This window comes from Pedococcus sp. 5OH_020 (genome assembly GCF_027812955.1).
Classification (GTDB): domain Bacteria; phylum Actinomycetota; class Actinomycetes; order Actinomycetales; family Dermatophilaceae; genus Pedococcus.
This window is the reverse complement of the sequence record NZ_JAPYZV010000001.1, coordinates 701,401-723,952: the sequence shown is the minus strand read 5'-3', so window position 1 is coordinate 723,952 and position 22,552 is coordinate 701,401. Positions and strand designations below refer to the sequence as shown.

Genomic DNA, 22,552 nt, shown 5'->3' with positions numbered 1-22,552 from the left:
TCGGCTCAGCTCTCGGCTCGTTCGGACCACTGCTCGGCCACCTCGACCGCTGTTCGTTGAACGCGCGAGGCCCCCTCGGGTGTGAGCCCCGGCACTCCGCAGGTCGGAGTGGCGGTCACCTCGGCCAGGGCGCTCAAGGGAAGGCCGACCCCCTGCCAGCCTCGAATGACGACGTCCGCCGCGCTCCGAGCCGTACCCGTCCCGTCGCTGGGCAGGCACCCGGCGTACAGCTCGAGCCCCTGCTCGACCGTCGCGGCGACCGACTCCCATCGCCCCGGCGTCAGGCCTGTCACGTCGATGGCGACCGCGCCGGTCCCCGTCTCGCGAAGCAACGGCAGCGGTACGGCGGGGTCGCAGCAGTGCACCACAGTTCGAGCGCCGTCGGTCGCGACCTCCAGGACCTCGCCGAGCGCGGTCCTGACGGTCTGCGGGTCGACCGCGCGCAGACTGCCATAGCCGGACGCTGTTGGCAGACGTCCGGCCAGGACCGCGGGCAGGGAAGGCTCGTCGAGCTGCAGCACCAGGCTGGCTCCCGGCACCAGCCGTGCGACCTCCTCCAGGTGCAGACGGAGCCCTTCCGCGAGCGAGCCGACGAGGTCGCGGACCGCGCCGGCGTCGGCGAGCGCCTTCTCTCCACGCTGGAGCTCCAGTCCCGCTGCGAGCGTCCAGGGCCCGGCGCACTGCACCTTGAGATCGCCCTCGTACCCGTCGAACGCCTCCGCAAGCTCGTCGAGGTCCTGACGCCAGAGGGCTCGCGTGCGCTGGGAATCGCGCCCACCACGCTCCACGAAGCGCCAGCCGGCGGGCTGAAGGTCGACGTGCAGGCCCACCAGCAGGCCCGCCGCGCGCCCGAGCAGGTCTGCTCCCGGACCGCGTGCGGGAAGTTCGGGGAGGTACGGCAGGTGCCCGTCCCCCAGGACGTCGCGAACCATCCGGAGCGCCTCGCGAATGTCCGTGCCGGGCAGGGAGCCGATGCCGGTTGCGCGAGCCACGCTCGAAGCCTAACGACAGGGTGCGACAGCCGTTGCGCCCCCACGTCAGAGCCCTTGCCGGCTGACCCTCCCCGCAGTCCGGTCCGCCGCCGGCGAAGCCGTCGAAGCACTCGGAGCCGTCGAAGCCCCCTCCCAGCTCGCGACCAGCCGTGGGGAAGCGATGAGCCGCCAGGCATCCTCGACGATCTCCTCGACACGGTCCCACTCCAGGTCCGGCACATCGAGGTAGACGCCCACCCAGCCACGGGGACCGACATACGGTGGTCGGAAGTAGCGACGCGGGTCTGACTCGGTGCACGACTCCTGCACCCCTTCGGGTGCCGCCGCCCAGAACGCCACGCGGCTGTCATGGTGATGGTCCGCAGCCACGACGAAGAGCCTCTTGCCCCCGGCGAACCAGGCCGGCTCTCCGTGCGAGAGGCGCTCCTGCGTCTCGGGGAATGCCAGGCACAGGGCGCGCACCCGGTCGAGAGCCGACCCCCGCCGGGTGTGCCTGCCCGGCATGCCGTCAGCTCGCGAGCCAGGTCGACGCGATGGTCGCCGACCCCACCACGCGCGTGCCGTCGTACAGGACCACGGACTGTCCGGGCGCGACGCCGCGCAGCCGGGTCTCCAGCCGCACCTCGACCTCGTCCCCACTGGCCCAGGCGAGCCCTGGAACCTCTGCGCCGTGCGCCCGAACCTGCGCCCCGACCGGGACCACGCCCTCCGGCGCAGGTCCACACCACCGCGCGTGGTCACCGCGCAGCGCGTTCACGCCGAGGAGGTCGGCGGTGCCGATCGTCACCGTGTTCCTCGCCGCGTCGACCCCCACGACGAACCGCGGGTCCCCATCGAGCGATGAGCGGGCAAGGCCCAGACCCCGTCGTTGGCCCACGGTGAACCCGTAGGAGCCGGTGTGCGAGCCGACCACCGATCCCGTCACCGCGTCGAGAACATCCCCGGGGTGCTCGCCGAGCCGTTCGGTCAGCCAGCCCTTGGTGTCCCCGTCGGCGATGAAGCAGATGTCGTGCGAGTCCGGCTTGTTCGCCACGTAGAAGCCGCGCTCCCGTGCCTCGGCCCGGATGTCCGGCTTGGTGGTGTCTCCCAGTGGGAAGAACGCTCCGGCGAGCTGGGCGGCGTCGAGCACACCGAGCACGTAGGACTGGTCCTTCGCGTGGTCGACCGCTCGGTGCAGCTCCCGCGTGCCGTCCTGCCGGGTGACCACCTGGGCATAGTGACCGGTCGCGACAGCGTCGAACCCGAGGGCCAGCGCCTTGTCGAGCAGGGCGGCGAACTTGATCTTCTCGTTGCACCGCAGGCAGGGGTTGGGCGTCCGGCCGGACGCGTACTCCGCGACGAAGTCCTCCATGACGTCGCGCTCGAAGCGGGCCGCCATGTCCCAGACGTAGAAGGGGATGCCCAGCATGTCGGCGACGCGCCGGGCGTCGCCGGCGTCCTCGATGGTGCAGCAGCCGCGGGCGGACTGGCGCAGGGTGGCGGCGCTCTGCGAGAGCGCGAGGTGCACCCCCACCACCTCGTGGCCGGCGTCGAGCATGCGCGCCGCCGCCACCGCGGAGTCCACGCCCCCGGACATCGCCGCGACGACGCGCATCAGGTCACCGCCCCGCTCGCGCGCCGTGCGCGCTCGATCGCCGGCGGAAGCGCGGCGACCACCGCATCGACATCGGCGTCGGTGGACGTGTGTCCCAGCGTGAGCCGCAGAGCGCCTCGGGCGACACTCTCCGGCAGACCCATGGCGAGCAGCACATGGGAGGGCTGCGGGACTCCGGCCTGGCAGGCCGAGCCGGTGGAGCACTCGACTCCCGCGGCGTCGAGCAGGTACAGCAGCGAGTCGCCCTCGCAGCCGGGCACGAGCAGGTGCGCGTTGCCCGGCAGCCGGCGTACGGCGTCGCCGGGCTCCCAGGGGCCGGTGACCTCGACCCCGTAGCCCAGCCCTAGGGCGGACGTCACGAGCCTGTCCCGCAGCGTGACAAGGCGTTGCGACTCCAGGGACAGCCGTTCGACCGACTCCTCGACGGCGACGGCGAAGGCCCGGATGGCCGGGACGTCCAGCGTCCCGCTGCGCAGCTGGCGCTCCTGCCCCCCACCGAAGGTCTGCGGGACCAGTACCGCGTCACGTCGGGCCAGGAGGGCGCCCACGCCGAGGGGGCCGCCGAGCTTGTGGGCCGTGACGGTGAGCAGGTCCGCTCCCGACTCCGAGAAGTCGACCGGGACATGACCCGCCGCCTGCACGGCGTCGCTGTGGAACGGGACCTCGAACTCGTGCGCGACCGCGGCCAGTGCAGCCACCGGCTGGATGGTCCCGACCTCGTTGTTCGCCCACATGACCGTCACGAGAGCCACCGACTCGGGGTCCTGCTCGATCGCCGCTCGTACCGAGGCCTCGCTCACCAGGCCGGTGCGGTCGGGGTCCACCCATGTCACCTTGGCGCCCTCGTGTGTCACCAGGTGCTCGATGCAGTCCAGCACCGCGTGGTGCTCCATGGAGCTCGAGACGATCCTCACGCGCGCCGGGTCCGCCGCGCGCCGAGCCGCCCACGTGCCGGCGACCGCCAGGTTGTCCGCCTCGGTGCCTCCCGAGGTGAGGACCACCTCCGAGGGACGCGCTCCCAGCGCCTTCGCCAACCGCTCCCGCGCCTCTTCGACGACCCGGCGCGCGAGCCGCCCGGAGGTATGCAGCGAGGATGCGTTACCGGTCACCGCCAGCTGCTCGGTCATCGCCGCGATGGCCGACGGCAGCATCGGCGTGGTGGCGGCGTGGTCGAGGTAGGCGGTCACCCGCGAAGTTTACGCGTCAACAGCCCGTCGCCGGGTGTGGCGTCACCGACGGCGGCCTCGACCCGGGGAGCCCGGCCACGGGCGTGGATGGATGCCCTGCGCTTCTGCCGTACGTCGTCGGTGGTGCCCGGCGCGGGCTCAGCCCTTTGCGGCCTTGACCGCCTCGGTCGCCTGCGGCAGCACCGTGAAGAGGTCCCCCACCACGCCGAAGTCGACGAGCTCGAAGATCGGGGCTTCCTCGTCCTTGTTGACCGCCACGATCGTCTTCGAGGTCTGCATGCCGGCTCGGTGCTGGATCGCCCCGGAGATGCCGCAGGCGACGTACAGCTGCGGAGACACCTGCTTGCCGGTCTGGCCGACCTGGGACGTGTGCGGGTACCAGCCGGCATCGACCGCGGCGCGCGAGGCGCCCACTGCGGCGCCCAGGGAGTCGGCGAACTCCTCCACCGGCGCGAAGTCGCCACCGGTGCCGCGGCCGCCCGAGACGACGATCGCCGCCTCGGTCAGCTCCGGGCGGCCGGTGGCCGCCTTGGGCTTCGACTCGGTCACCCTCGCGGTCTTGGCCGCCTCGGAGATGGTCGCCTCGAACACCTCGTCCGCGGCGGCGGCGGGTGACTCCTCCGGGGTGGCGGAGTTCGGCTTCACGGTGACGATGGGCGTGCCCCTGGTGACGGTGGCCTTGACGCTGTACGATCCGGCGAACACCGACTGGGTCGTCGACACGCCGCCGGCCTCGCCCGCCTGCACGTCGACGGCGTCGGTCACCAGACCGGACTCGGTCTTGACGGCCAGACGAGCGGCGATCTCCTTGCCGGCCGAGCTGCTCACGATGAGCACCGCCGCGGGGGACGTCTTCTCGACCAGCTGCGCCAGCACCTCGGCCTGCGGTGCCACCAGGTAGTCGGTGACCTCCGGTGCCTCCACGCGGTACACCTTCGCCGCGCCATACTTCGCGAGGGTCTCCTTCGCGACCGTCTCGAACCCCTCGCCGACGAACACCGCCGAGGGCTCCCCCAGACGGCGCGCGATGGTCAACAGCTCAGCGGTTGTCTTGCGAACGGTGCCGTTCGCGTGGTCGACCAGGACGAGTACTTCAGCCATGAGTGCGTTCCTTCTCTGCTTCGTCGGCGCGGCGGAGCCGGCTCAGATGAACTTCTGGGCGGACAGGAACTGGGCGAGCTTGGTGCCCCCGTCGCCCTCGTCCTTGACGATCTGGCCCTGCTCGCGCGGTGGCCGCTTGGTGAACGAGTCGACGCGGGTCCACGCGGCGTCGAGACCGACCTGCGAGGCGTCTAGGCCCAGGTCGGCAAGCGCCCACTGCTCGACCGGCTTCTTCTTCGCCGCCATGATGCCCTTGAACGACGGGTAGCGCGGCTCGTTGATCTGGTCGGTCACCGACACGACAGCCGGCAGCGACGCCACGATGGTCTCCGAGGCCGCGTCCCCGTCGCGGCGGATCGTGACCTGGCCGCCGTCGACGCTGAGCTCGGAGGCCAACGTCACCTGCGGCAGCCCGAGCCGCTCGGCAAGCATCGCCGGGACCACACTCATGGTGCCGTCGGTCGACGCCATCCCGGTGACCACGAGGTCCGGGGTCCCGACCTTCTTGATGGCCTCCGCCAGCACCAGCGACGTGGCGGGCGCGTCAGAACCGTGGATCGCGTCGTCCTTGACGTGAACCGCCTTGTGCGCCCCCATCTGCAGGGCCTTCTTCAATGCGTCGGCAGCCTGGTCAGGGCCCACCGTCACCACTGTCACCTCTCCCTCGGAGGCTTCGACGATCTTCAAGGCCTCCTCGACCGCGTACTCGTCGAGCTCCGACAGCAGCCCGTCGACACCGACCCGGTCCGTGGTGTTGTCGGTGTCGCTGAAGGTGCGGTCGGACTGTGCGTCCGGCACGTATTTCACGCAGACGACGATGTTCATGCGGTGATCGTCCTCTTCCAGGTAGGGAGCAGTGAGGTCAGGTGCCATCTTTACAGCCCGCCCTCGCAATCGACATGTCCGCAGGGCGTGACCCTCAACACGCGAGCGCCTGGGACAAGGGCGGTTGGCGGGCGCGGCGCCGGCCCTCAGGTCCTGGTCCTGACCACCCTGCCGGGGATGCCGGCGACGACCGAACGTGCGGGGTAGTCCCCGCGGGCCACGGCAGACGCCGCGACCACACTCTGGTCACCGATCCGGGTCCCTCGGGTGATGACCACCTTGGTGCCGACCCAGACATCGTCACCGACCTGCACCGGCGACTTCACGATGCCCTGGTCCTTGACGGGCACGTCCAGGCGAGTCGTGACGTGGTCGAAGTCGCACACGTACACGTCGTCGCCGAACAGGCAGGCCGCCCCGATCGAGATGTCCAGCCAGCAGTTGACCGTGTTGCGGATGCCGATCACGGTCTTGGCGCCGATCCGCAGGGTGCCTTCATGGGCCCGGACCCGGCTGTGCGCGCCGAAGTGCGTGTACGCGCCGACGACCAGCCGGCCATAGCCCTCGCGCACCTCGAAGCGCACGTCCGGTCCGATGAAGCACGGGCCCTCGAAACGCAGCGAAGGGCACCTGAGGCCAGCTCGGGCCATCCGCACGTAGCTCAGCAGGTGATGCCGCGTGAACGCACCGTTACGCACCGCCCAGGCCACCCACCGCAGTGACGCGAGAGGCCGGCGCAGCGCGGCCCCGGGCCGGGGCAGCGCCCATGGGGGGTGCTCCCCGTGGTCGGCCGGCGACATGTCGGCATCGGGGGCCGTGGTCACCTCACGCTCCCCGGCCGTGCCTCAGGCCCGCCGACCGGGCGTGACAGTCGTCTTCACGGCCTGCCACGAGACCCGGCGTCCGTCTCCGTCGCGACGCGATGACGCCGGTAACAGCCCCCTCGTCGAACTCGCCATCGGTCAGGCGCCCTGGAACTTCGCATTGCCCGGGCCGTTCTCCACGAACGACCTCATGCCGATCTCACGGTCCTTGGTGGCGAAGAGCGAGCTGAACAGCATCCGCTCGATCTCCAGCCCGGTCTCCAGGTCGACCTCGACGCCGCGGTCGATCGCCTCCTTCGCCGCCGCGATGGCGTACGCGGGCCCATCGACGTATGGCGCGAGGCGCGCCTTCGCCGCGGCGTACACGTCCTCCGCCTCGACCACCTCGTCGACGAGCCCGATCGCGAGTGCCTCCTGCGCGTCGACGAAGCGACCGGAGAAGATGAGCTCCTTGGCCCTGGCGGGGCCGACGAGCCGCGCCAGCCGCTGCGTGCCCCCGGCCCCGGGGATGATGCCGAGGAGGATCTCCGGCTGGCCGAGCTTGGCGTTCCTTCCGGCGACCCGGAAGTCGCACGCGAGCGCCACCTCACAGCCACCGCCCAACGCGTAGCCGGTGATCGCGGCGACGGTGGGTTTGGGGATCCGCGCCAGCGCCCGGGTGAAGTCCTGCAGCGAGCGCGAGTGGTCCGCCATGTCCGTGTAGGACATGGCCTCCATCTCCTTGATGTCCGCGCCGGCGGCGAACACCTTCTCGCCGCCGTACACGATGACGCCGGAGACGTCGTGTCGCTGCCCTGCCTCGGCGGCCGCGGCGGCGAGCGCGCCCTGCACCTGTGCGTTCAGGGCGTTCATGGGCGGGCGGTCCAGCAGGATCGTCGCGATGCCGGACTCGACAGTGAGGGAGACGGTGGACGGCGCGGTCTCGCTCACGCCGGGCCGTCCTCGGGACCCGCGTGGCCCGCTCCGGGACCGGACTCGCCGTCGCTGCCCATGATGCGCTCGTGCCACATCTGCACCCCGGCGAGGACGAGCTGGATCGACACGTTCACGAGGGCGTGGACGTCACTCTGCTGCGTCACGACGTGCTCGGCCGTCACGACCAGGGTGTCGTTGGCCAGCCCCGCCTTGACGATGTTGAGCTGCAGCGTGATCTCGTTACAGGTCGCCAGGCGCGTGAGGGGGTCGCTCGGCACCGCGTCGCTGATCGCCCACTGCCCGAAGAGCCGCATGATCTGGAAGTCGCCCTCGGTGCACCGGACGAACAGCTGCTGGTCCTGGACGGTGAAGGCGACGTCGCCGTCGGAGTCGATGTCGGGCCCGAGGCCCTGGTCGATGAGCGCATCCAACACGCGCCCGCGCAACGGATGCTCGTCCGCCGGTGGTGGGAAGTTGGGCAGCGAGGTCGGGTCAGTCATGTGGTCAACCGTAACCACTGCCTAGGCTGAGGACCATGTGCCCTGCCCGCCGGTCGCGCGACCTTCCTCCCCGGCTGGGCATGTCGCTGGTCGAGGGGGGCGCCGACTTCGCGGTCTACGCCGGCCACGCGGACGCGGTGCAGGTCTGCCTGTTCGGTCCGGAGAATGCCGAGGGAGCCCAGCGGTGGGCCAACGAGCGCCGGGTGCCGCTGACCGAGCGGACCCACGGCATCTGGTTCGGGTTCCTCCCGGGCGTCGGCCCCGGCCAGCGGTACGGTGTGCGCGCGGACGGTCCATGGCGCCCGTCCGAGGGGTTGCGGTACAGCTCCGCGAAGCTCTTGCTCGACCCCTATGCGCGGGCCATCGAAGGCGACGTGACGTGGGACCCGTCGGTCTTCGCGCACCAGGTGGACGGCCGCCTGAAGGGTGACGACGTCATCCCCGGCGACCTCGACAGCGCCGCGTCGATGCCCCGGTGCGTCGTCGTCGACGAACGGTTCGCGTGGGGCGACGACCGCCCGCCGCACACCCCCTGGGCGGACTCGGTGGTCTACGAGACGCATGTGCGCAACCTGACCATGACGCACCCCGAGGTGCCCGAGCACCTGCGCGGCACGTATGCCGGCCTGTGCCACCCCGCGGTGGTGGGACACCTGAGGTCGCTCGGGGTCACTGCGGTCGAGCTGCTGCCGGTCCACGCGTTCACGTCGGAGCCCGAGGTGGTGCAGCGGGGGCTCACCAACCACTGGGGGTACAACACGCTGGGGTTCTTCGCCCCGCACGCCAGGTATGCCTCGGCCTCCGACCCTCAGGGTGCCGTCGACGAGTTCAAGGCGATGGTGCGAGCCCTGCACCAGGAGGGCATCGAGGTCATCCTCGACGTGGTCTACAACCACACGGCGGAGCAGTGGCGGCAGGGGGCGTCGCTCTCGTGGCGCGGGCTCGACAACAGGGCGTACTACCGGCTCGACGAGCGCGGTCAGGACATCGACGTGACGGGGTGCGGGAACACCCTGGACCTTCGCCACGCGATGGTCTGCCGGATGGTCCTGGACTCGTTGCGCTACTGGGTGGACGAGTGCCACGTCGACGGGTTCAGGTTCGACCTGGCGGTCGCCCTTGGGCGGGGCCGGAACGACGACTTCGACCCCAACCACCCCTTCCTCGTGGCGCTGCGGACCGACCCGGTGCTGTCCCGGGTCAAGCTCATCGCCGAACCGTGGGACCTGGGGATCCACGGGTGGCGGACCGGACAGTTCCCGCCCCCCTTCTCCGAGTGGAACGACCGGTTCCGCGACTCGGTGCGAACGTTCTGGCTCCAGGACGTGGGCGCGCAGCAGTCCGGGCACCTGGGCCATGGCGTTCGCGAGCTGGGCACCCGGCTCGCTGGCTCGCAGGACCTCTTCTGGGACAGGGACCGCGGACCCGTCGCATCGGTCAACTTCGTCGCTGCCCACGACGGTTTCACGGTGGCGGACCTCACCCGCTACAACAGCAAGCACAACGGTCCCAACGGCGAGGGCAACCGGGACGGGACCGACGGCAACCGGTCGTGGAACCACGGCGTCGAGGGGCTGGCCACCGGCGCGGACTGCGAGGTCGTCGAAACCGCGCGCCGACGGTCGATGCGAAACCTCCTGGCCACCACGCTGCTTGCCACCGGGGTGCCCATGCTCAACGGGGGCGACGAGCTCGGCCGCACGCAGGGGGGTAACAACAACCCCTACTGCCAGGACAACGAGACGTCGTGGTTCGACTGGGACCTGCAGGACTGGCAGCGAGACCTGGTCGAGACCACGCGCTTCCTGTCCCGGCTTCGGGCCGAGCACCCGGTCCTGAGGCCGCGCACGTTCTTCACCGGTCGCGAGGTGCACGCGGACGGCTCCACCGACCTGGCCTGGTTCGACGTCGACGGTGAGCCGATGGGGAACGGCCGGTGGGAGGACCCCGCCACACGCACGCTGATGATGTTCCTCAACGGCGCCTGGATGGGCGAGGGCTCGCTGCTCCTGGTGCTCAACGGCGATATGCGGGCGGTCACGGTGACTCTTCCGCGACCGCCCGGGCTCACGGCATACCAGCTGCTGTGGGACTCGACCGACGAGACGCCCGGCGAACCCGAGGGGAAGGTCGCCCCGGGCACGATCGAGATGGGGCCGTGCAGCCTCCAGGTCTACCGCGCGTTCGACGTCACCTGAGATGAGGGCTGGACCAGGCCCGGGACGTCACTGAGAAGGCCACGCGCGACGAAACTCAGGAGAGCCTCTGCCGCCGAGTCGCAGGCCACACAGGTATGCCGCGCGCGGAAGCCCGCGCGCGGCATACCCAGGGTGAAGGGGGGGTCAGGCGTTGGCGACCAGGCCGAGCTCGCTCGTGCTCGCCAAGCCCTCGTGCTGCGGCAGCACCCGCACCGTGTAGCCGAAGGACCCGGTCCTAGCCAGCGCGAAGTCGCCCGCGAACAGGTGTCGCCCGCCTTCGTACGACTCGACGAACTTCAGCGGCTCGCTCACGACGTCGCTCAGGTCGTCGCTGTCCTGGGCCTTGCCGTGCACGACCTGGACGTCGACGTCCTCCGGCGTGAGGTCGCCCAGCGAGACGTACGCGCCCACGTGCAGGGTCTCGCCGATCTGCGGCGAGTCGGACACGCCTGACGACTCGACGTGGTCCACGTGCACCGACGGCCACGCCGCCTTGACCTTCTTCTTGTACGCCGCGAGCTCCCGCGCCCCCTGGAACGTGGAGCCGTTCAGCGACCAGCCGGCGCGGGCCGCCGGTCCGTAGAGCTGCGTCGTGTAGTCGCGCACCATGCGGCTCGCGAGCACCTTCGGGCCGAGCGTGGCCAGCGTGTGCGTGATCATCGACAGCCAGTTCTGCGGGATGCCCGCCTCGTCGACGTCGTAGAAGCGCGGTGCCACCGAGTTCTCGATGAGGTCGTACAGCGCGGCCGCCTCGAGGTCGTCCCGCCGCTCGGCGTCCTCCACCCCGTCGGCGGTGGGGATCGCCCAGCCGTTCTCGCCGTCGTACCACTCGTCCCACCAGCCGTCGAGGATGGACAGGTTGAGCCCACCGTTCAGGGCGGCCTTCATGCCGGAGGTGCCGCAGGCCTCGAAGGGGCGCAGCGGGTTGTTCAGCCAGACGTCGCAGCCGGGGTACAGGTACTGGGCCATCGCGATGTCGTAGTTCGGCAGGAAGACGATGCGGTGCCGGATCTCCGGGTCGTCGGCGAACCGGACCATCTGCTGGATCAGCTGCTTGCCGGTCTCGTCGGCAGGGTGCGACTTCCCTGCGATGACGAGCTGGATCGGACGCTTCTCGTCCAGGAGCAGCCGCTTGAGCCGCGCCGGGTCGCGGAGCATGAGTGTCAGCCGCTTGTACGTGGGCACCCGTCGGGCGAAGCCGATGGTGAGGACGTCCGGGTCCAGGACGTCGTCCACCCAGCCCAGCTCCGCCGGGCTGGCACCGCGCTTGGCCCACGAGGACCTGGTCCGGCGACGCGCCTCCAGGACCAGCTGCTTCCGGAGCTCGCGCTTCGTGCTCCAGATCGCGTCACGGGGCACCTCTGAGATGCGCTCCCAGGCGTTGTCGCGCTCCATGTGGTGCGTCCCGAGGTGCTTGTCCGCGAGCTCGTAGACCTTGCGGTCCACCCAGGTGCCGGCGTGGACACCGTTGGTGACGCTCGTGATCGGGACCTCGTCATCGTCGAACCCGGGCCACAGGCCGTCGAACATCTCGCGGCTCACCACGCCGTGGAGCTGCGACACCCCGTTGGCGCGCTGCCCCAGGCGCAGCCCCATGACGGCCATGTTGAAGATGCCCGCCTGGCCACCGGGGTAGTCCTCGGCGCCGAGCTCCAGCAGCTTCTCCACCGGGACCCCGGCCACGGCCTGCTCGCCGCCGAAGTGCAGCGTGACGAGGTCGGCGCCGAACCGGTCGATGCCGGCGGGGACGGGAGTATGGGTGGTGAACACGGTGGCGGCGCGCACGGCCTCGAGCGCCTCGTCGAAGGTCAGACCCGCGCTCTGGGTGAGCTCGTGGATGCGCTCGACGCCCAGGAAGCCCGCGTGACCCTCGTTGGTGTGGTAGACGTCCGGCGTCGGTGCGCCGGTCAGGCGCGACCAGAGGCGCAGCGCGCGCACGCCACCGATGCCCAGCAGCATCTCCTGCTGCAGGCGCTGCTCGCCCCCGCCGCCATACAGACGGTTGGTGATGTTGCGGGCTGCCTCGTCGTTGTCCGGGACGTCCGAGTCGAGCAGCAGGAGCGGGACACGGCCCACCTGGGCCCGCCAGACATGGGCGTGCAGCGTACGGCCACCAGGCAGGTCGAGGCTGATGACGCACGGGCTCTCGTCCTCCTCGCGCAGGAGGCTGAGCGGGAGGCCGTCCGGGTCGAGGACCGGGTATGTCTCCTGTTGCCAGCCGTCGCGGTTGAGGCTCTGCTTGAAGTAGCCGGTCTTGTAGAACAGCCCGACGCCCACGATGGGGACGCCGAGGTCGGATGCGGTCTTGAGGTGGTCTCCGGCGAGGATGCCCAGGCCACCGGAGTACTGCGGCAGCACCTCGGTGATCCCGAACTCCGGGCTGAAGTACCCGATCGCCTTGGGGGCGCCGCCCTCGACCTCGTCGGCCCACGCCTGGAACCAGCGGGGCTCGGACAGGTAGGTGTCCAGGTCGGCCTTCGCTTCGGCCACCGCACCGACGAAGTCCTGGTCGCCCGCGAGGTCCGCGAGCTCCTGGGGCGAGAGCGCGGACAACAGCCGCACAGGGTCCTTGCGGACGCGCTTCCAGCGGACGGGGTCGATACGCTCGAAGAGGTCACGGGTGGGGGGATGCCAGGACCACCGAAGGTTGCTGGCGAGGTCACCGAGCGGCGCGATGGGCTCGGGGAGAACGGTACGGACGCTGAAGCGTCGAATGGCCTTCACGAGGGGCCATCCTAGGGCCTGGAGGGCACTGCTCTGACGTCTTCTTGCAGCCGCTTCAAAAAGTTTCACCTTCTGGCACGCCAGGAGCCGTGAGGAGCGAGCCAACCCGTGACCGAGTAGCGTCGCCTGCGTGACTGCGACTCCCCCGGCAACCACGCCAGACACCCCCGACGCCGCAGGTGCGGGCAGCCACGGCAACCGGCCCTCGTCGGCTCGCCCACCGCGCTCGGAAGCCCCCCAGGTGCCCATCGGCCGCATCCCCGTGCAGGACCTCAGCCCGGTCGTCGACTGTGGTGCCAGACCCGCCAAGTCGGTCGTCGGCGAGCAGTTCGTCGTCCGCGCCACCGTCTTCCGCGAGGGCCACGACAGTGTCAACGCCTCGGTGGTGCTGACCGCACCGGACGGCAAGGAACGCGTCCGGCCGATGGTCTGCACGAACCCGGGCCTCAACGCCTGGGAGGCGGTGGTGGAGGCCGACGCCACCGGCCTGTGGTCCTACCGCGTCGAGGGCTGGTCCGACCCTTACGGCACGTGGGACCACGACGCCTCCATCAAGGTCGCCGCCGACATCGACGCCGAGCTGATGCTCGAGGAGGGCGCGCGCACGTTGCAGCGGGCGCTCGACGAGGTGGAGCGGACGGCGGAGCAGCAGGGCGTCCTGGCCGACGCGGTGACCGCGCTGCGCGACACCCGTCGTCCGGCCTTGGCCCGCCTGCACGCGGCGACGGACCCCTCCGTGCGGGCTGAGCTCGCGGCCCGTCCGCTGCGCGACTTCGTGACCCCGTCCACGGCCTACCCGCTCCTCGTGGAGCGCGAGCGCGCCCTGTATGGAGCCTGGTACGAGATCTTCCCGCGCTCCGAGGGTGCGGTTCAGGACCCCGAGACCGGGAAGTGGACCTCCGGGACGCTGCGCACGGCGGCCCAGCGGCTTCCCGCGATCGCCGGCATGGGGTTCGACGTCGTGTACCTCACGCCCATCCACCCCATCGGCACGACGGCGCGCAAGGGGCCGAACAACACTCTCGACGCCGGACCTGACGATCCAGGCAGCCCCTATGCCATCGGCTCCCCCGACGGCGGCCACGACGCGATCCACCCTGACCTCGGGACCTTCGACGACTTCGACTTCTTCGTCGCCCAGGCCCGCGAGCAGGGCCTGGAGGTGGCGTTGGACATCGCGCTGCAGTGCTCACCGGACCACCCGTACGTCACCTCGCACCCGGAGTGGTTCACCACCCGCGCGGACGGCACCATCGCGTATGCGGAGAACCCGCCGAAGAAGTACCAGGACATCTACCCGCTGAACTTCGACAACGACCCGGTCGGCTCCTATGCGGAGATGCGCCGGATGATCCAGGTCTGGATCGACCACGGGGTCGAGATCTTCCGGGTGGACAACCCGCACACGAAGCCAGTCGAGTTCTGGCAGTGGCTGATCGCCGACGTGGCGAAGGACCACCCCGACGTCATCTGGCTGGCCGAGGCGTTCACCAAGCCGGCCATGATGCACGCCCTGGCCAAGGTCGGGTTCCAGCAGTCCTACACGTACTACGCGTGGCGCAACCAGAAGTGGGAGCTCACCGAGTACCTCCAGGAGCTGGCCGGTGACGCCGCCGCGTACATGCGACCGTCGTTCTGGCCCACGACTCACGACATCCTCACGCCCTACATGCAGTTCGGAGGGCCGGCCGCGTGGAAGCTGCGCGCTGCCCTGGCCGCCACGCTCGTCCCGACCTACGGGATCTACGCGGGGTACGAGCTCCTCGAGCACGTCGCACGACCCGGGGCCGAGGAGCAGATCGACAACGAGAAGTACCAGTACAAGAACAGGCACTGGGAGGACTACGAGCCCGGTGGTCCCAAGGAGGGCCGCTCGCTCGCCGGCTACCTGACCCGGCTCAACGAGCTGCGCCGCGCGCACCCCGCGCTGCACTGGCTGCGGAACATCGACTTCCACCACGTCGACGACGAGAACATCATCGCGTTCTCCAAGCGCCGGGTCCTGCCCGACGGGACGCAGGACGTCGTCGTGGTCGTAGCCAACCTGGACCCGCACAGCACCCGCGAGTCGATGATGCATCTCGACATGCCTGCCCTCGGCCTGGACTACCACGACGACATCGCGGCCCACGACCTTCTCACCGATGCGTCCTGGCACTGGGGCGAGCACGTCTACCTGCGGCTGGGACCCGAGACCGAACCCGTGCACATCGTCGAGATCCGGAGGTTCTGATGCAGGGACTCAACCTCTCCCAACCCGGCCTGAGACACGACCCCGAGTGGTTCAAGACAGCCGTCTTCTACGAGGTGCTGGTGCGCGCCTTCGGGGACTCCAACGGCACCGGCTCCGGTGACTTCACGGGGCTCATCAACCGGCTGGACTACCTGCAGTGGCTGGGCGTCGACTGCCTGTGGCTGCCCCCGTTCTACGCCTCGCCGCTGCGGGACGGTGGGTACGACATCGCCGACTACACCGCGGTGCTCCCGGAGTTCGGGACGCTGCCCGACTTCCAGGAGCTGGTGTCGCAGGCGCACGCTCGAGGCATCCGGGTCATCACCGACTTCGTGATGAACCACACCAGCGACCAGCATCCCTGGTTCCAGGCGTCGCGTTCGGACCCGCAGGGCCCGTTCGGCGACTTCTACGTGTGGTCGGACACCGACGAGCCGTACTCGGACGCCCGCATCATCTTCATCGACACGGAGGTCTCCAACTGGACCTTCGACCCGGTGCGGCGCCAGTTCTTCTGGCACCGGTTCTTCAGCCACCAGCCGGACCTGAACTTCGAGAACCCAGCGGTCCACGAGGCGATGTTCGACGTCGTCCGGTTCTGGATGGACATGGGCATCGACGGCTTCCGGCTGGACGCGGTCCCCTACCTCTACGAGGAGGAGGGCCACAACTGCGAGAACCACCCGAAGACGCACGCCTTCCTGGCCAAGCTCCGCAAGATGGTCGACGAGGAGTACCCCGGGCGCATCCTGCTGGCCGAGGCCAACCAGCCGCCCGCAGACGTGGTCGACTACTTCGGCACGGCGGACGAGCCCGAGTGCCAGATGTGCTTCCACTTCCCCGTGATGCCGATGCTCTACTACGCGCTGCGGGAGGAGAAGGCGTCGCCCATCATCGACGTGCTGGCCGACACCCCGCAGATCCCGTCGGGCAGCCAGTGGGGAACCTTCCTGCGCAACCACGACGAGCTCACGCTCGAGATGGTGACGCCCGAGCAGCGCGCGGCGATGTACGGCTGGTACGCCCCCGACCCACGCATGCGCGCGAACGTGGGGATCAGGCGGCGGCTGGCGCCCCTGCTCGACAACAGCCGCGCCGAGGTCGAGCTCATCCACGCCCTGCTGCTGTCCCTGCCGGGGTCCCCCTGCCTGTACTACGGCGACGAGATCGGGATGGGCGACAACATCTGGCTCAATGACCGCGACGCCGTGCGCACGCCGATGCAGTGGACACCGGACCGCAACTCCGGCTTCTCCACCGCCGACCCGGGGAAGATGTACCTCCCGGTCGTGTCGTCCCTCGTCTACCACTACAACAACGTCAACGTCGAGGCGCAGATGGCCAGCAGTGCCTCGCTGCTGCACTGGCTGCGCGCGATGCTGGAGATCCGCAAGCGGCACCCGGTCTTCGGACGCGGCGAGTTCGAGGTCTGCCCGTCCGACAACGAGGGCGTCCTCTCCTTCCTGCGGGTCGAGTGGGACCACGACGCCGGCGCGGACTCCGAGGCCGTGCTGTGCGTCAACAACCTCACCTCCCGTCCGCAGGCCACGACCATCCGCGTTCCGGACGACTTCAAGGGCGCCCAGCTCGCCGACCTCTTCGGCGGTCAGGGCTTCCCCAAGATCTCCGACGACGGCACCATCACCCTGACCCTCGGTTCCCGTGACTTCTTCTGGCTGCGCATGGTGCCGGGGGCCGCTCATGGCTGAGATCCATCAGACCGCGACGCTCACCCCCACCAAGGTCGAGCTGGTCGAACCGTGGATGGCGCGCCAGCGCTGGTACGCAGCCAAGGGGCGGCTGCCGCGCCTGCGCAAGCTCTGGTCCTGGCGGCTCGACGACCCGGCCGGCGAGGTGGGCATCGAGACTCTGCTCCTGGTCGAGGAGGGAGGCGACGAGCGGGTCATCTACCAGGTCCCGCTGACGTACCGGGCCGCGCCGCTCGACGGCGGGCACCAGTGGCTGGTGGGCACCATGGAGCACAGCGTCCTGGGCCCGAGGTGGGTGTACGACGGGGTGCACGACCCGGTCTACGCCGCGCAGCTGCTGGCCCTGGTGCTCGAGGAGGCGGTGCCCCAGTCGAGCGCCGAGTCCGCCACACCGGAGCCGGCGGTAGTGGCGCGTCGCCATCCGTCGTGGACCACGCGCACGAGCCTGAGGTCGTCGCGGGTGCTGTCCGGCGAGCAGTCCAACTCCTCGATCATCTTCGAGTCCGTGGACGAGACCGGCGCCCCGAAGCCGTTGATCTGCAAGGTCTTCCGGACGCTGCAGGCCGGGGAGAACCCGGATGTCACGGTCCAGGGCGCCCTCTCGGAGGCGGGGTCGACGCGAGTGCCCGGCATGGTCGGCGCGGTCAGCGCCACGTGGCCCGGCCTCGACGACGGTGACGAGCCTTCATGGGGGCACCTGGCCTTCGCGCAGGAGTTCTTCCCCGGGACCGAGGATGCCTGGCGCGTTGCGCTGCGCGCCGTCGCCGCCGACGAGGACTTCAGTGGACCGGCCGGCGAGCTGGGAGCGGCGACCGCAGAGGTGCACGCCCGGCTGGCGGAGGTCATGCAGACGTGGGCGATCACCGCCGAGACGGTCGCAGCAGTGGTGGCCGGCATGCGGAGCCGCTACGCCGCGGCCGCCTCGGAGGTGCCCGCCCTCGCGGCTCACGAGCAGCGCATCGCAGCGGTGTTCGACCGGGCCGCCGACACGAAGTGGCCTGCGCTGCAACGCATCCACGGCGACTACCACCTCGGCCAGGTGCTCCAGGTGGCGGGGCGCGGCTGGGTCCTGCTCGACTTCGAGGGCGAGCCACTGCGGCCGCTGGCCGAACGGAACCAGCCGGACCTCGCCGTGCGCGACGTGGCCGGCATGCTGCGCTCCTTCGACTATGCGGGAGGCTCGTGGGAGCAGGCACACGAGGGCCGTAGTGCGCGGGCCTGGGTCCAGTCGGCGCAGGACGCGTTCCTGCGGGGGTATGCCGCGGAGTCCGGTCGTGACCCCCGGGAGGACTCCGCGCTGCTCACCGCCTTCCAGCTCGACAAGGCCCTGTACGAGGTCGTCTACGAAGCCCGCAACCGCCCGACCTGGTTGACCATCCCCACCACCGCGGTCGTCCGACTGCTCGATGACGCGAGGAAGGACCCTCTGTGAGTCCCCTGTTTGGCAAGAAGAGCAACAAGACCGACGTGTCCGAAGCCGGCCCGACCGCCACGCCGGAGCCTCTCGGCCCGCCGGAGGCACTGGACACGCCGGACGCCCCCGAACCGGTCGAGCCGTCCCAAGAACCGGGTGGGTCCGAGCTGCCCCCGGTGGAGCCCGGGCCATCGCCGGATGCCGGCCCGGAGAGCTCGTACGGCGCCGACGCGCAGACCTCGCCGGACGCGGGCACCGTCGACAGCGGTGGTCCTGCTTTCGGGCTGCCCGACCCCGACCTCACCGCACCGTCCGGGACGCAGGAGCGGGTCACGCTCCCGCCGGTCGCCGCGCCCCCGGAGGACCTGCCCACCACGGCGAGCGACCCGAGCGAGCGTCCGGCGGGTGTCGAGCCTCCGGTGAGCCGGGAGCCGGAACCGGTGCCCCGCCCGGCCACGCCCGCCGAGGCGATCCGCGCCCTCGTGGACGGCCGCCACCAGCAGCCGCACGACCTGCTCGGCCACCACCTCGAGCCCGGCGGACTGCTGGTCCGGGCGTACCGGCCCTTCGCCTCCAGCGTGGCGGTCCGCTTCCAGGACGGCGAGCGGATCGAGCTCGAGCACGAGTCGGACGGCGTCTGGGGTGGCCTACGGGGCGGGGCGACACAGACCCAGGACTACCGCATCCTCGTGGCCTACGCGGACGGCATAGAGCACGAACAGGACGACCCCTACCGCTTCGCCCCCACCCTCGGACCGCTCGACCTGCACCTCATCGGGGAAGGACGGCACGAGCAGCTGTGGACCGTTCTGGGCGCGCACGTCCGGGAGTACCCGGGGCCGCTCGGCACCGTCGTGGGCACGTCGTTCGCGGTGTGGGCCCCGCGTGCCCAGGCCGTCCACGTCAGCGGCGACTTCAACGGGTGGGACACACGTAGCCACGCCATGCGGCTGCTGGGTGAGTCGGGCGTGTGGGAGCTCTTCGTGCCCGGAGCAGGCGACGGGACCCTCTACAAGTTCCTGGTCCGCGGGGCCGACGGCAAGGTACGCGAGAAGGCCGACCCGATGGCCCGCGCCACCGAGCTCCCACCCGGGCGGGCGTCGTCGGTCGTCGCGTCCAGCCACACGTGGCAGGACGAGGAGTGGATGCAGCGTCGCGCCGCCAGCGACCCCCACACCGGCCCCATGAGCGTGTATGAGGTGCACCTGGGCTCGTGGCGCCAGCACCACAGCTACCGCGATCTCGCGGAGCACCTGGTCAACTACGTCCAGGACCTCGGCTTCACCCACGTCGAGTTCATGCCGGTGATGGAGCACCCCTACCCGCCCTCCTGGGGCTACCACGTCACGAGCTACTACGCGCCCACCGCCCGCTTCGGCAGGCCTGACGACTTCCGCTACCTCGTGGACCGGCTGCACCAGGCCGGCATCGGAGTGATCCTCGACTGGGTCCCGGGGCACTTCGCGACCGACCCCTGGGCCTTGGCCAGGTTCGACGGGCTCCCGCTCTACGAGCACCCGGACCCCCGGCGCGGATGGCACCCGGAGTGGGGCTCCTACATCTTCGACTTCGGCCGGATGCAGGTTCGCAACTTCCTCGTGGCCAACGCGATCTACTGGCTGGAGGAGTTCCACGTCGACGGACTGCGCATGGACGGGGTGGCCTCCATGCTGTACCTGGACTACGCCCGCAAGCCCGGCGAGTGGGTCCCGAACGTCCAGGGTGGCCACGAGAACCTCGAAGCCGTCGGCCTTCTGCAGGAGACGAACGCCACCGCGTACCGGCGGGTGCCTGGCATCGTCACCATCGCCGAGGAGTCGACCTCCTGGCCCGGGGTCACCAAGCCGACCAACACCGGCGGGCTCGGCTTCGGGCTGAAGTGGAACATGGGCTGGATGAACGACTCCCTGAGGTATCTCAAGGAGGACCCGATCCACCGGCAGTACCACCACAACCTGCTCACGTTCTCGCTGATGTACGCCTTCAGCGAGAACTACCTGCTGCCGATCAGCCATGACGAGGTCGTCCACGGCAAGGGCTCTCTGCTCCGCAAGGCGCCCGGCAGCCGGTACGACCAGCTCGCCACGGTGCGCGCGTTCCTGGCCTACATCTGGAGCCACCCGGGCAAGCAGCTCATCTTCATGGGGACGGAGTTCGCGCAGGAGGCCGAGTGGGCCGACGGGAGGGGCCTGGACTGGTGGCTGCTCGACCATGCCGCGCACTACCGCGTGCACAACCTCGTCAAGGAGCTCAACCGGGTCTACCGGGAGAACCCGGCATTGTGGGCGCTGGACTCCGACGCGGCCGGCTTCGAGTGGCTCAACGCCGACGACAACGCGTGGAACACCTACTCCTACCTACGTTTCGGGACCCAGGACCGGCAGGGTCCTGTGGTCGCCGTCGCGGTGAACTTCGGTGGGCTGGCCCGCGACCCGCTGCGGCTCGGAGTCCCTCGGGCAGGCCGCTGGAAGGTCCTCCTGGACACCAGCGGCTTCGACGAGTTCGGCACACCCAGCCAGGCCGACGTCGTGCTCGAGGCGAGCCCGCAGCCGGCGGACGGACAGCCGTACTCCGTCGAGCTCCGGGTCGCCCCACTGGCGGCGCTGTACCTGGTGCCGTTGGACGAAGGGCAGGCGGGCTCCGGCGAGCTGCGGGCCGGGCAGGACGTGCAGGAGCAGGGGGCGTCGTCATGAGCGACCCCCGCGCCGGCCGGCCCGCCGAGCCGTCCGACCTCGTGGACGTCGCGCATCTCGTGACCGCGTACTACACGCTGACCCCCGACCCACAGGACGTGGACCAGCAGGTCGCGTTCGGCACCTCGGGTCATCGTGGCTCCAGCCTGGCCACCGCGTTCAACGAGACGCACATCCTGGCGACCACCCAGGCGATCTGCGACTACCGCGCCTCCCAGGGATACGACGGTCCCCTCTTCGTCGGGCGTGACACCCACGGCCTCTCCGAGCCTGCCTGGGCCTCGGCGCTCGAGGTGCTCGCGGCGAACGACGTCATCGTGCTGGTCGACGACCGGGACGGGTACACCCCGACCCCGGCCGTCAGCCACGCGATCATCCGGGCGAACGAGGGGCGCACCACCGGGTCGGCCCTTGCCGACGGGATCGTCGTCACGCCGTCGCACAACCCGCCTCGCGACGGCGGCTTCAAGTACAACCCCCCACACGGCGGCCCGGCCGACACCGACGCCACCAAGGCCATCGCCAGCCGGGCGAACGAGCTGATCAGGGGTGGTCTCCAGGACGTGCGGCGCGTGCCGTTCACCCGTGCGCGGGCCCACGCGCAGCCGTACGACTTCCTGGGGACGTACGTCGACGACCTCCCGCAGGTCCTCGACCTCGCCAGGATCAAGGACGCCGGCGTGCGCATCGGAGCCGACCCGCTGGGTGGCGCCTCGGTTGGCTACTGGGGCGAGATCGCGGACCGTCACGGACTGGACCTCACCGTGGTGAACCCCCTGGTCGACCCCACCTGGCGCTTCATGACCCTCGACTGGGACGGCAAGATCCGGATGGACTGCTCGTCGCCGTACGCCATGGCGTCGCTGATCTCCCGCAAGGACGAGTACGACATCGCCACGGGGAACGACGCCGACGCCGACCGGCACGGCATCGTCACTCCAGACGGCGCACTGATGAACCCCAACCACTTCCTGGCGGTCGCCATCCAGTACCTCTTCGGCGGTGCCAGGCCGGACTGGCCGCAGGCGGCAGCGATCGGCAAGACCCTGGTGTCCTCCTCGATGATCGACCGGGTGGCGGCAGACCTGGGCGGCCGGCTCGTCGAGGTGCCTGTCGGGTTCAAGTGGTTCGTCCCCGGGCTGATCGACGGAAGCTTCGGCTTCGGCGGGGAGGAGTCCGCGGGGGCGTCGTTCCTCAGGCGGGACGGCCATGCCTGGACGACCGACAAGGACGGCATACTCCTGGCGCTGCTCGCCTCCGAGATCCTCGCCACCACGGGCAAGACCCCGAGCCAGCACTATGCCGAGCTCACGGCGCGCCATGGTGACCCGGCGTACGCCCGGATCGACGCACCTGCCGACCGCGAGCAGAAGGCCAAGCTGGGAGCCCTCTCGCCCGAGGACGTCGTGGCGGACTCTCTTGCGGACGAGCCCATCACCGCCAAGCTGACCAGGGCCCCCGGCAACGACGCCGCCATCGGTGGCCTGAAGGTCACGACGGAGAGCGCGTGGTTCGCGGCGAGGCCGTCGGGCACCGAGGACGTCTACAAGATCTACGCCGAGTCGTTCAGGGGGCCGGACCACCTCGCACAGGTGCAGGCCGAGGCGAAGGAGGTCGTGGGGGCTGCATTGGGCGCGTGAGCG

The 22,552-nt window shown here is 70.3% G+C and carries 16 protein-coding genes; 6 read left to right on the top strand and 10 right to left on the bottom strand.

What is annotated here, in order from left to right:
* Positions 1-5: 5 nt before the first annotated feature.
* From PHA84_RS03190 to PHA84_RS03150, 9 genes are all read right to left on the bottom strand, one after another.
* On the bottom strand, positions 6-992 hold the full coding sequence (locus PHA84_RS03190; RefSeq protein ID WP_270886635.1) for a methionine synthase: 987 nt from the start codon (positions 990-992) through the stop codon (positions 6-8).
* Positions 993-1,037: 45 nt separating this feature from the next.
* Complete coding sequence (locus PHA84_RS03185; protein ID WP_270886634.1) at positions 1,038-1,496, bottom strand: MmcQ/YjbR family DNA-binding protein; 459 nt, start codon at positions 1,494-1,496, stop codon at positions 1,038-1,040.
* A gap of 4 nt (positions 1,497-1,500) precedes the next feature.
* On the bottom strand, positions 1,501-2,586 hold the full coding sequence (mnmA, locus tag PHA84_RS03180) for a tRNA 2-thiouridine(34) synthase MnmA (protein ID WP_270886633.1): 1,086 nt from the start codon (positions 2,584-2,586) through the stop codon (positions 1,501-1,503).
* On the bottom strand, positions 2,586-3,773 hold the full coding sequence (locus PHA84_RS03175; protein WP_270886632.1) for a cysteine desulfurase family protein: 1,188 nt from the start codon (positions 3,771-3,773) through the stop codon (positions 2,586-2,588). The genes mnmA and PHA84_RS03175 overlap by 1 nt, the downstream gene beginning before the upstream one ends.
* A gap of 138 nt (positions 3,774-3,911) precedes the next feature.
* Entirely contained in the window at positions 3,912-4,874 is a 963-nt protein-coding gene (locus PHA84_RS03170; protein ID WP_270886631.1) for an electron transfer flavoprotein subunit alpha/FixB family protein, read from the bottom strand.
* Between the two features lie 42 nt (positions 4,875-4,916).
* Positions 4,917-5,699, bottom strand: a complete 783-nt coding sequence (locus tag PHA84_RS03165; RefSeq protein ID WP_270886630.1) for an electron transfer flavoprotein subunit beta/FixA family protein — start codon at positions 5,697-5,699, stop codon at positions 4,917-4,919.
* Positions 5,700-5,845: 146 nt separating this feature from the next.
* On the bottom strand, positions 5,846-6,523 hold the full coding sequence (locus tag PHA84_RS03160; protein ID WP_270886629.1) for an acyltransferase: 678 nt from the start codon (positions 6,521-6,523) through the stop codon (positions 5,846-5,848).
* Positions 6,524-6,661: 138 nt separating this feature from the next.
* Positions 6,662-7,453 carry an enoyl-CoA hydratase/isomerase family protein gene (locus PHA84_RS03155; RefSeq protein ID WP_270886628.1) on the bottom strand — a complete coding sequence of 264 codons (792 nt, stop codon included), beginning with the start codon at positions 7,451-7,453 and terminating at the stop codon, positions 6,662-6,664.
* The gene (locus PHA84_RS03150) at positions 7,450-7,938 is read right to left on the bottom strand and encodes a T3SS (YopN, CesT) and YbjN peptide-binding chaperone 1 (RefSeq protein ID WP_270886627.1); all 489 of its coding nucleotides are present in this window, start codon (positions 7,936-7,938) and stop codon (positions 7,450-7,452) included. Before PHA84_RS03150 ends, PHA84_RS03155 begins: the two co-directional genes overlap by 4 nt.
* A gap of 35 nt (positions 7,939-7,973) precedes the next feature.
* On the opposite strand from PHA84_RS03150, the gene glgX reads away from it, so the two are divergent.
* Positions 7,974-10,136, top strand: a complete 2,163-nt coding sequence (gene glgX / locus PHA84_RS03145) for a glycogen debranching protein GlgX (RefSeq protein ID WP_270886626.1) — start codon at positions 7,974-7,976, stop codon at positions 10,134-10,136.
* Positions 10,137-10,280: 144 nt separating this feature from the next.
* Here glgX and glgP read toward each other — a convergent pair whose 3' ends face one another.
* Positions 10,281-12,860, bottom strand: coding sequence for an alpha-glucan family phosphorylase (gene glgP / locus PHA84_RS03140; RefSeq protein WP_270886625.1), 2,580 nt, complete (start codon positions 12,858-12,860; stop codon positions 10,281-10,283).
* A gap of 130 nt (positions 12,861-12,990) precedes the next feature.
* On the opposite strand from glgP, the gene PHA84_RS03135 reads away from it, so the two are divergent.
* Genes PHA84_RS03135 through pgm form a run of 5 tightly spaced genes read left to right on the top strand, consistent with a single transcriptional unit; the run spans position 12,991 to position 22,549 of the window.
* Positions 12,991-15,093 carry a maltotransferase domain-containing protein gene (locus PHA84_RS03135; RefSeq protein WP_442952806.1) on the top strand — a complete coding sequence of 701 codons (2,103 nt, stop codon included), beginning with the start codon at positions 12,991-12,993 and terminating at the stop codon, positions 15,091-15,093.
* A complete protein-coding gene (treS, locus tag PHA84_RS03130) occupies positions 15,093-16,802 on the top strand; it encodes a maltose alpha-D-glucosyltransferase (RefSeq protein WP_270886624.1) in 1,710 nt (569 codons plus the stop codon). Before PHA84_RS03135 ends, treS begins: the two co-directional genes overlap by 1 nt.
* Complete coding sequence (locus PHA84_RS03125) at positions 16,795-18,234, top strand: maltokinase N-terminal cap-like domain-containing protein (protein ID WP_270886623.1); 1,440 nt, start codon at positions 16,795-16,797, stop codon at positions 18,232-18,234. Before treS ends, PHA84_RS03125 begins: the two co-directional genes overlap by 8 nt.
* Positions 18,231-20,909, top strand: coding sequence for a 1,4-alpha-glucan branching protein GlgB (glgB, locus tag PHA84_RS03120; protein WP_270886622.1), 2,679 nt, complete (start codon positions 18,231-18,233; stop codon positions 20,907-20,909). The genes PHA84_RS03125 and glgB overlap by 4 nt, the downstream gene beginning before the upstream one ends.
* Positions 20,906-22,549: a phosphoglucomutase (alpha-D-glucose-1,6-bisphosphate-dependent) gene (gene pgm, locus PHA84_RS03115; RefSeq protein WP_270886621.1), complete on the top strand. Its 1,644-nt coding sequence runs from the start codon at positions 20,906-20,908 to the stop codon at positions 22,547-22,549. Before glgB ends, pgm begins: the two co-directional genes overlap by 4 nt.
* Positions 22,550-22,552: the final 3 nt, after the last annotated feature.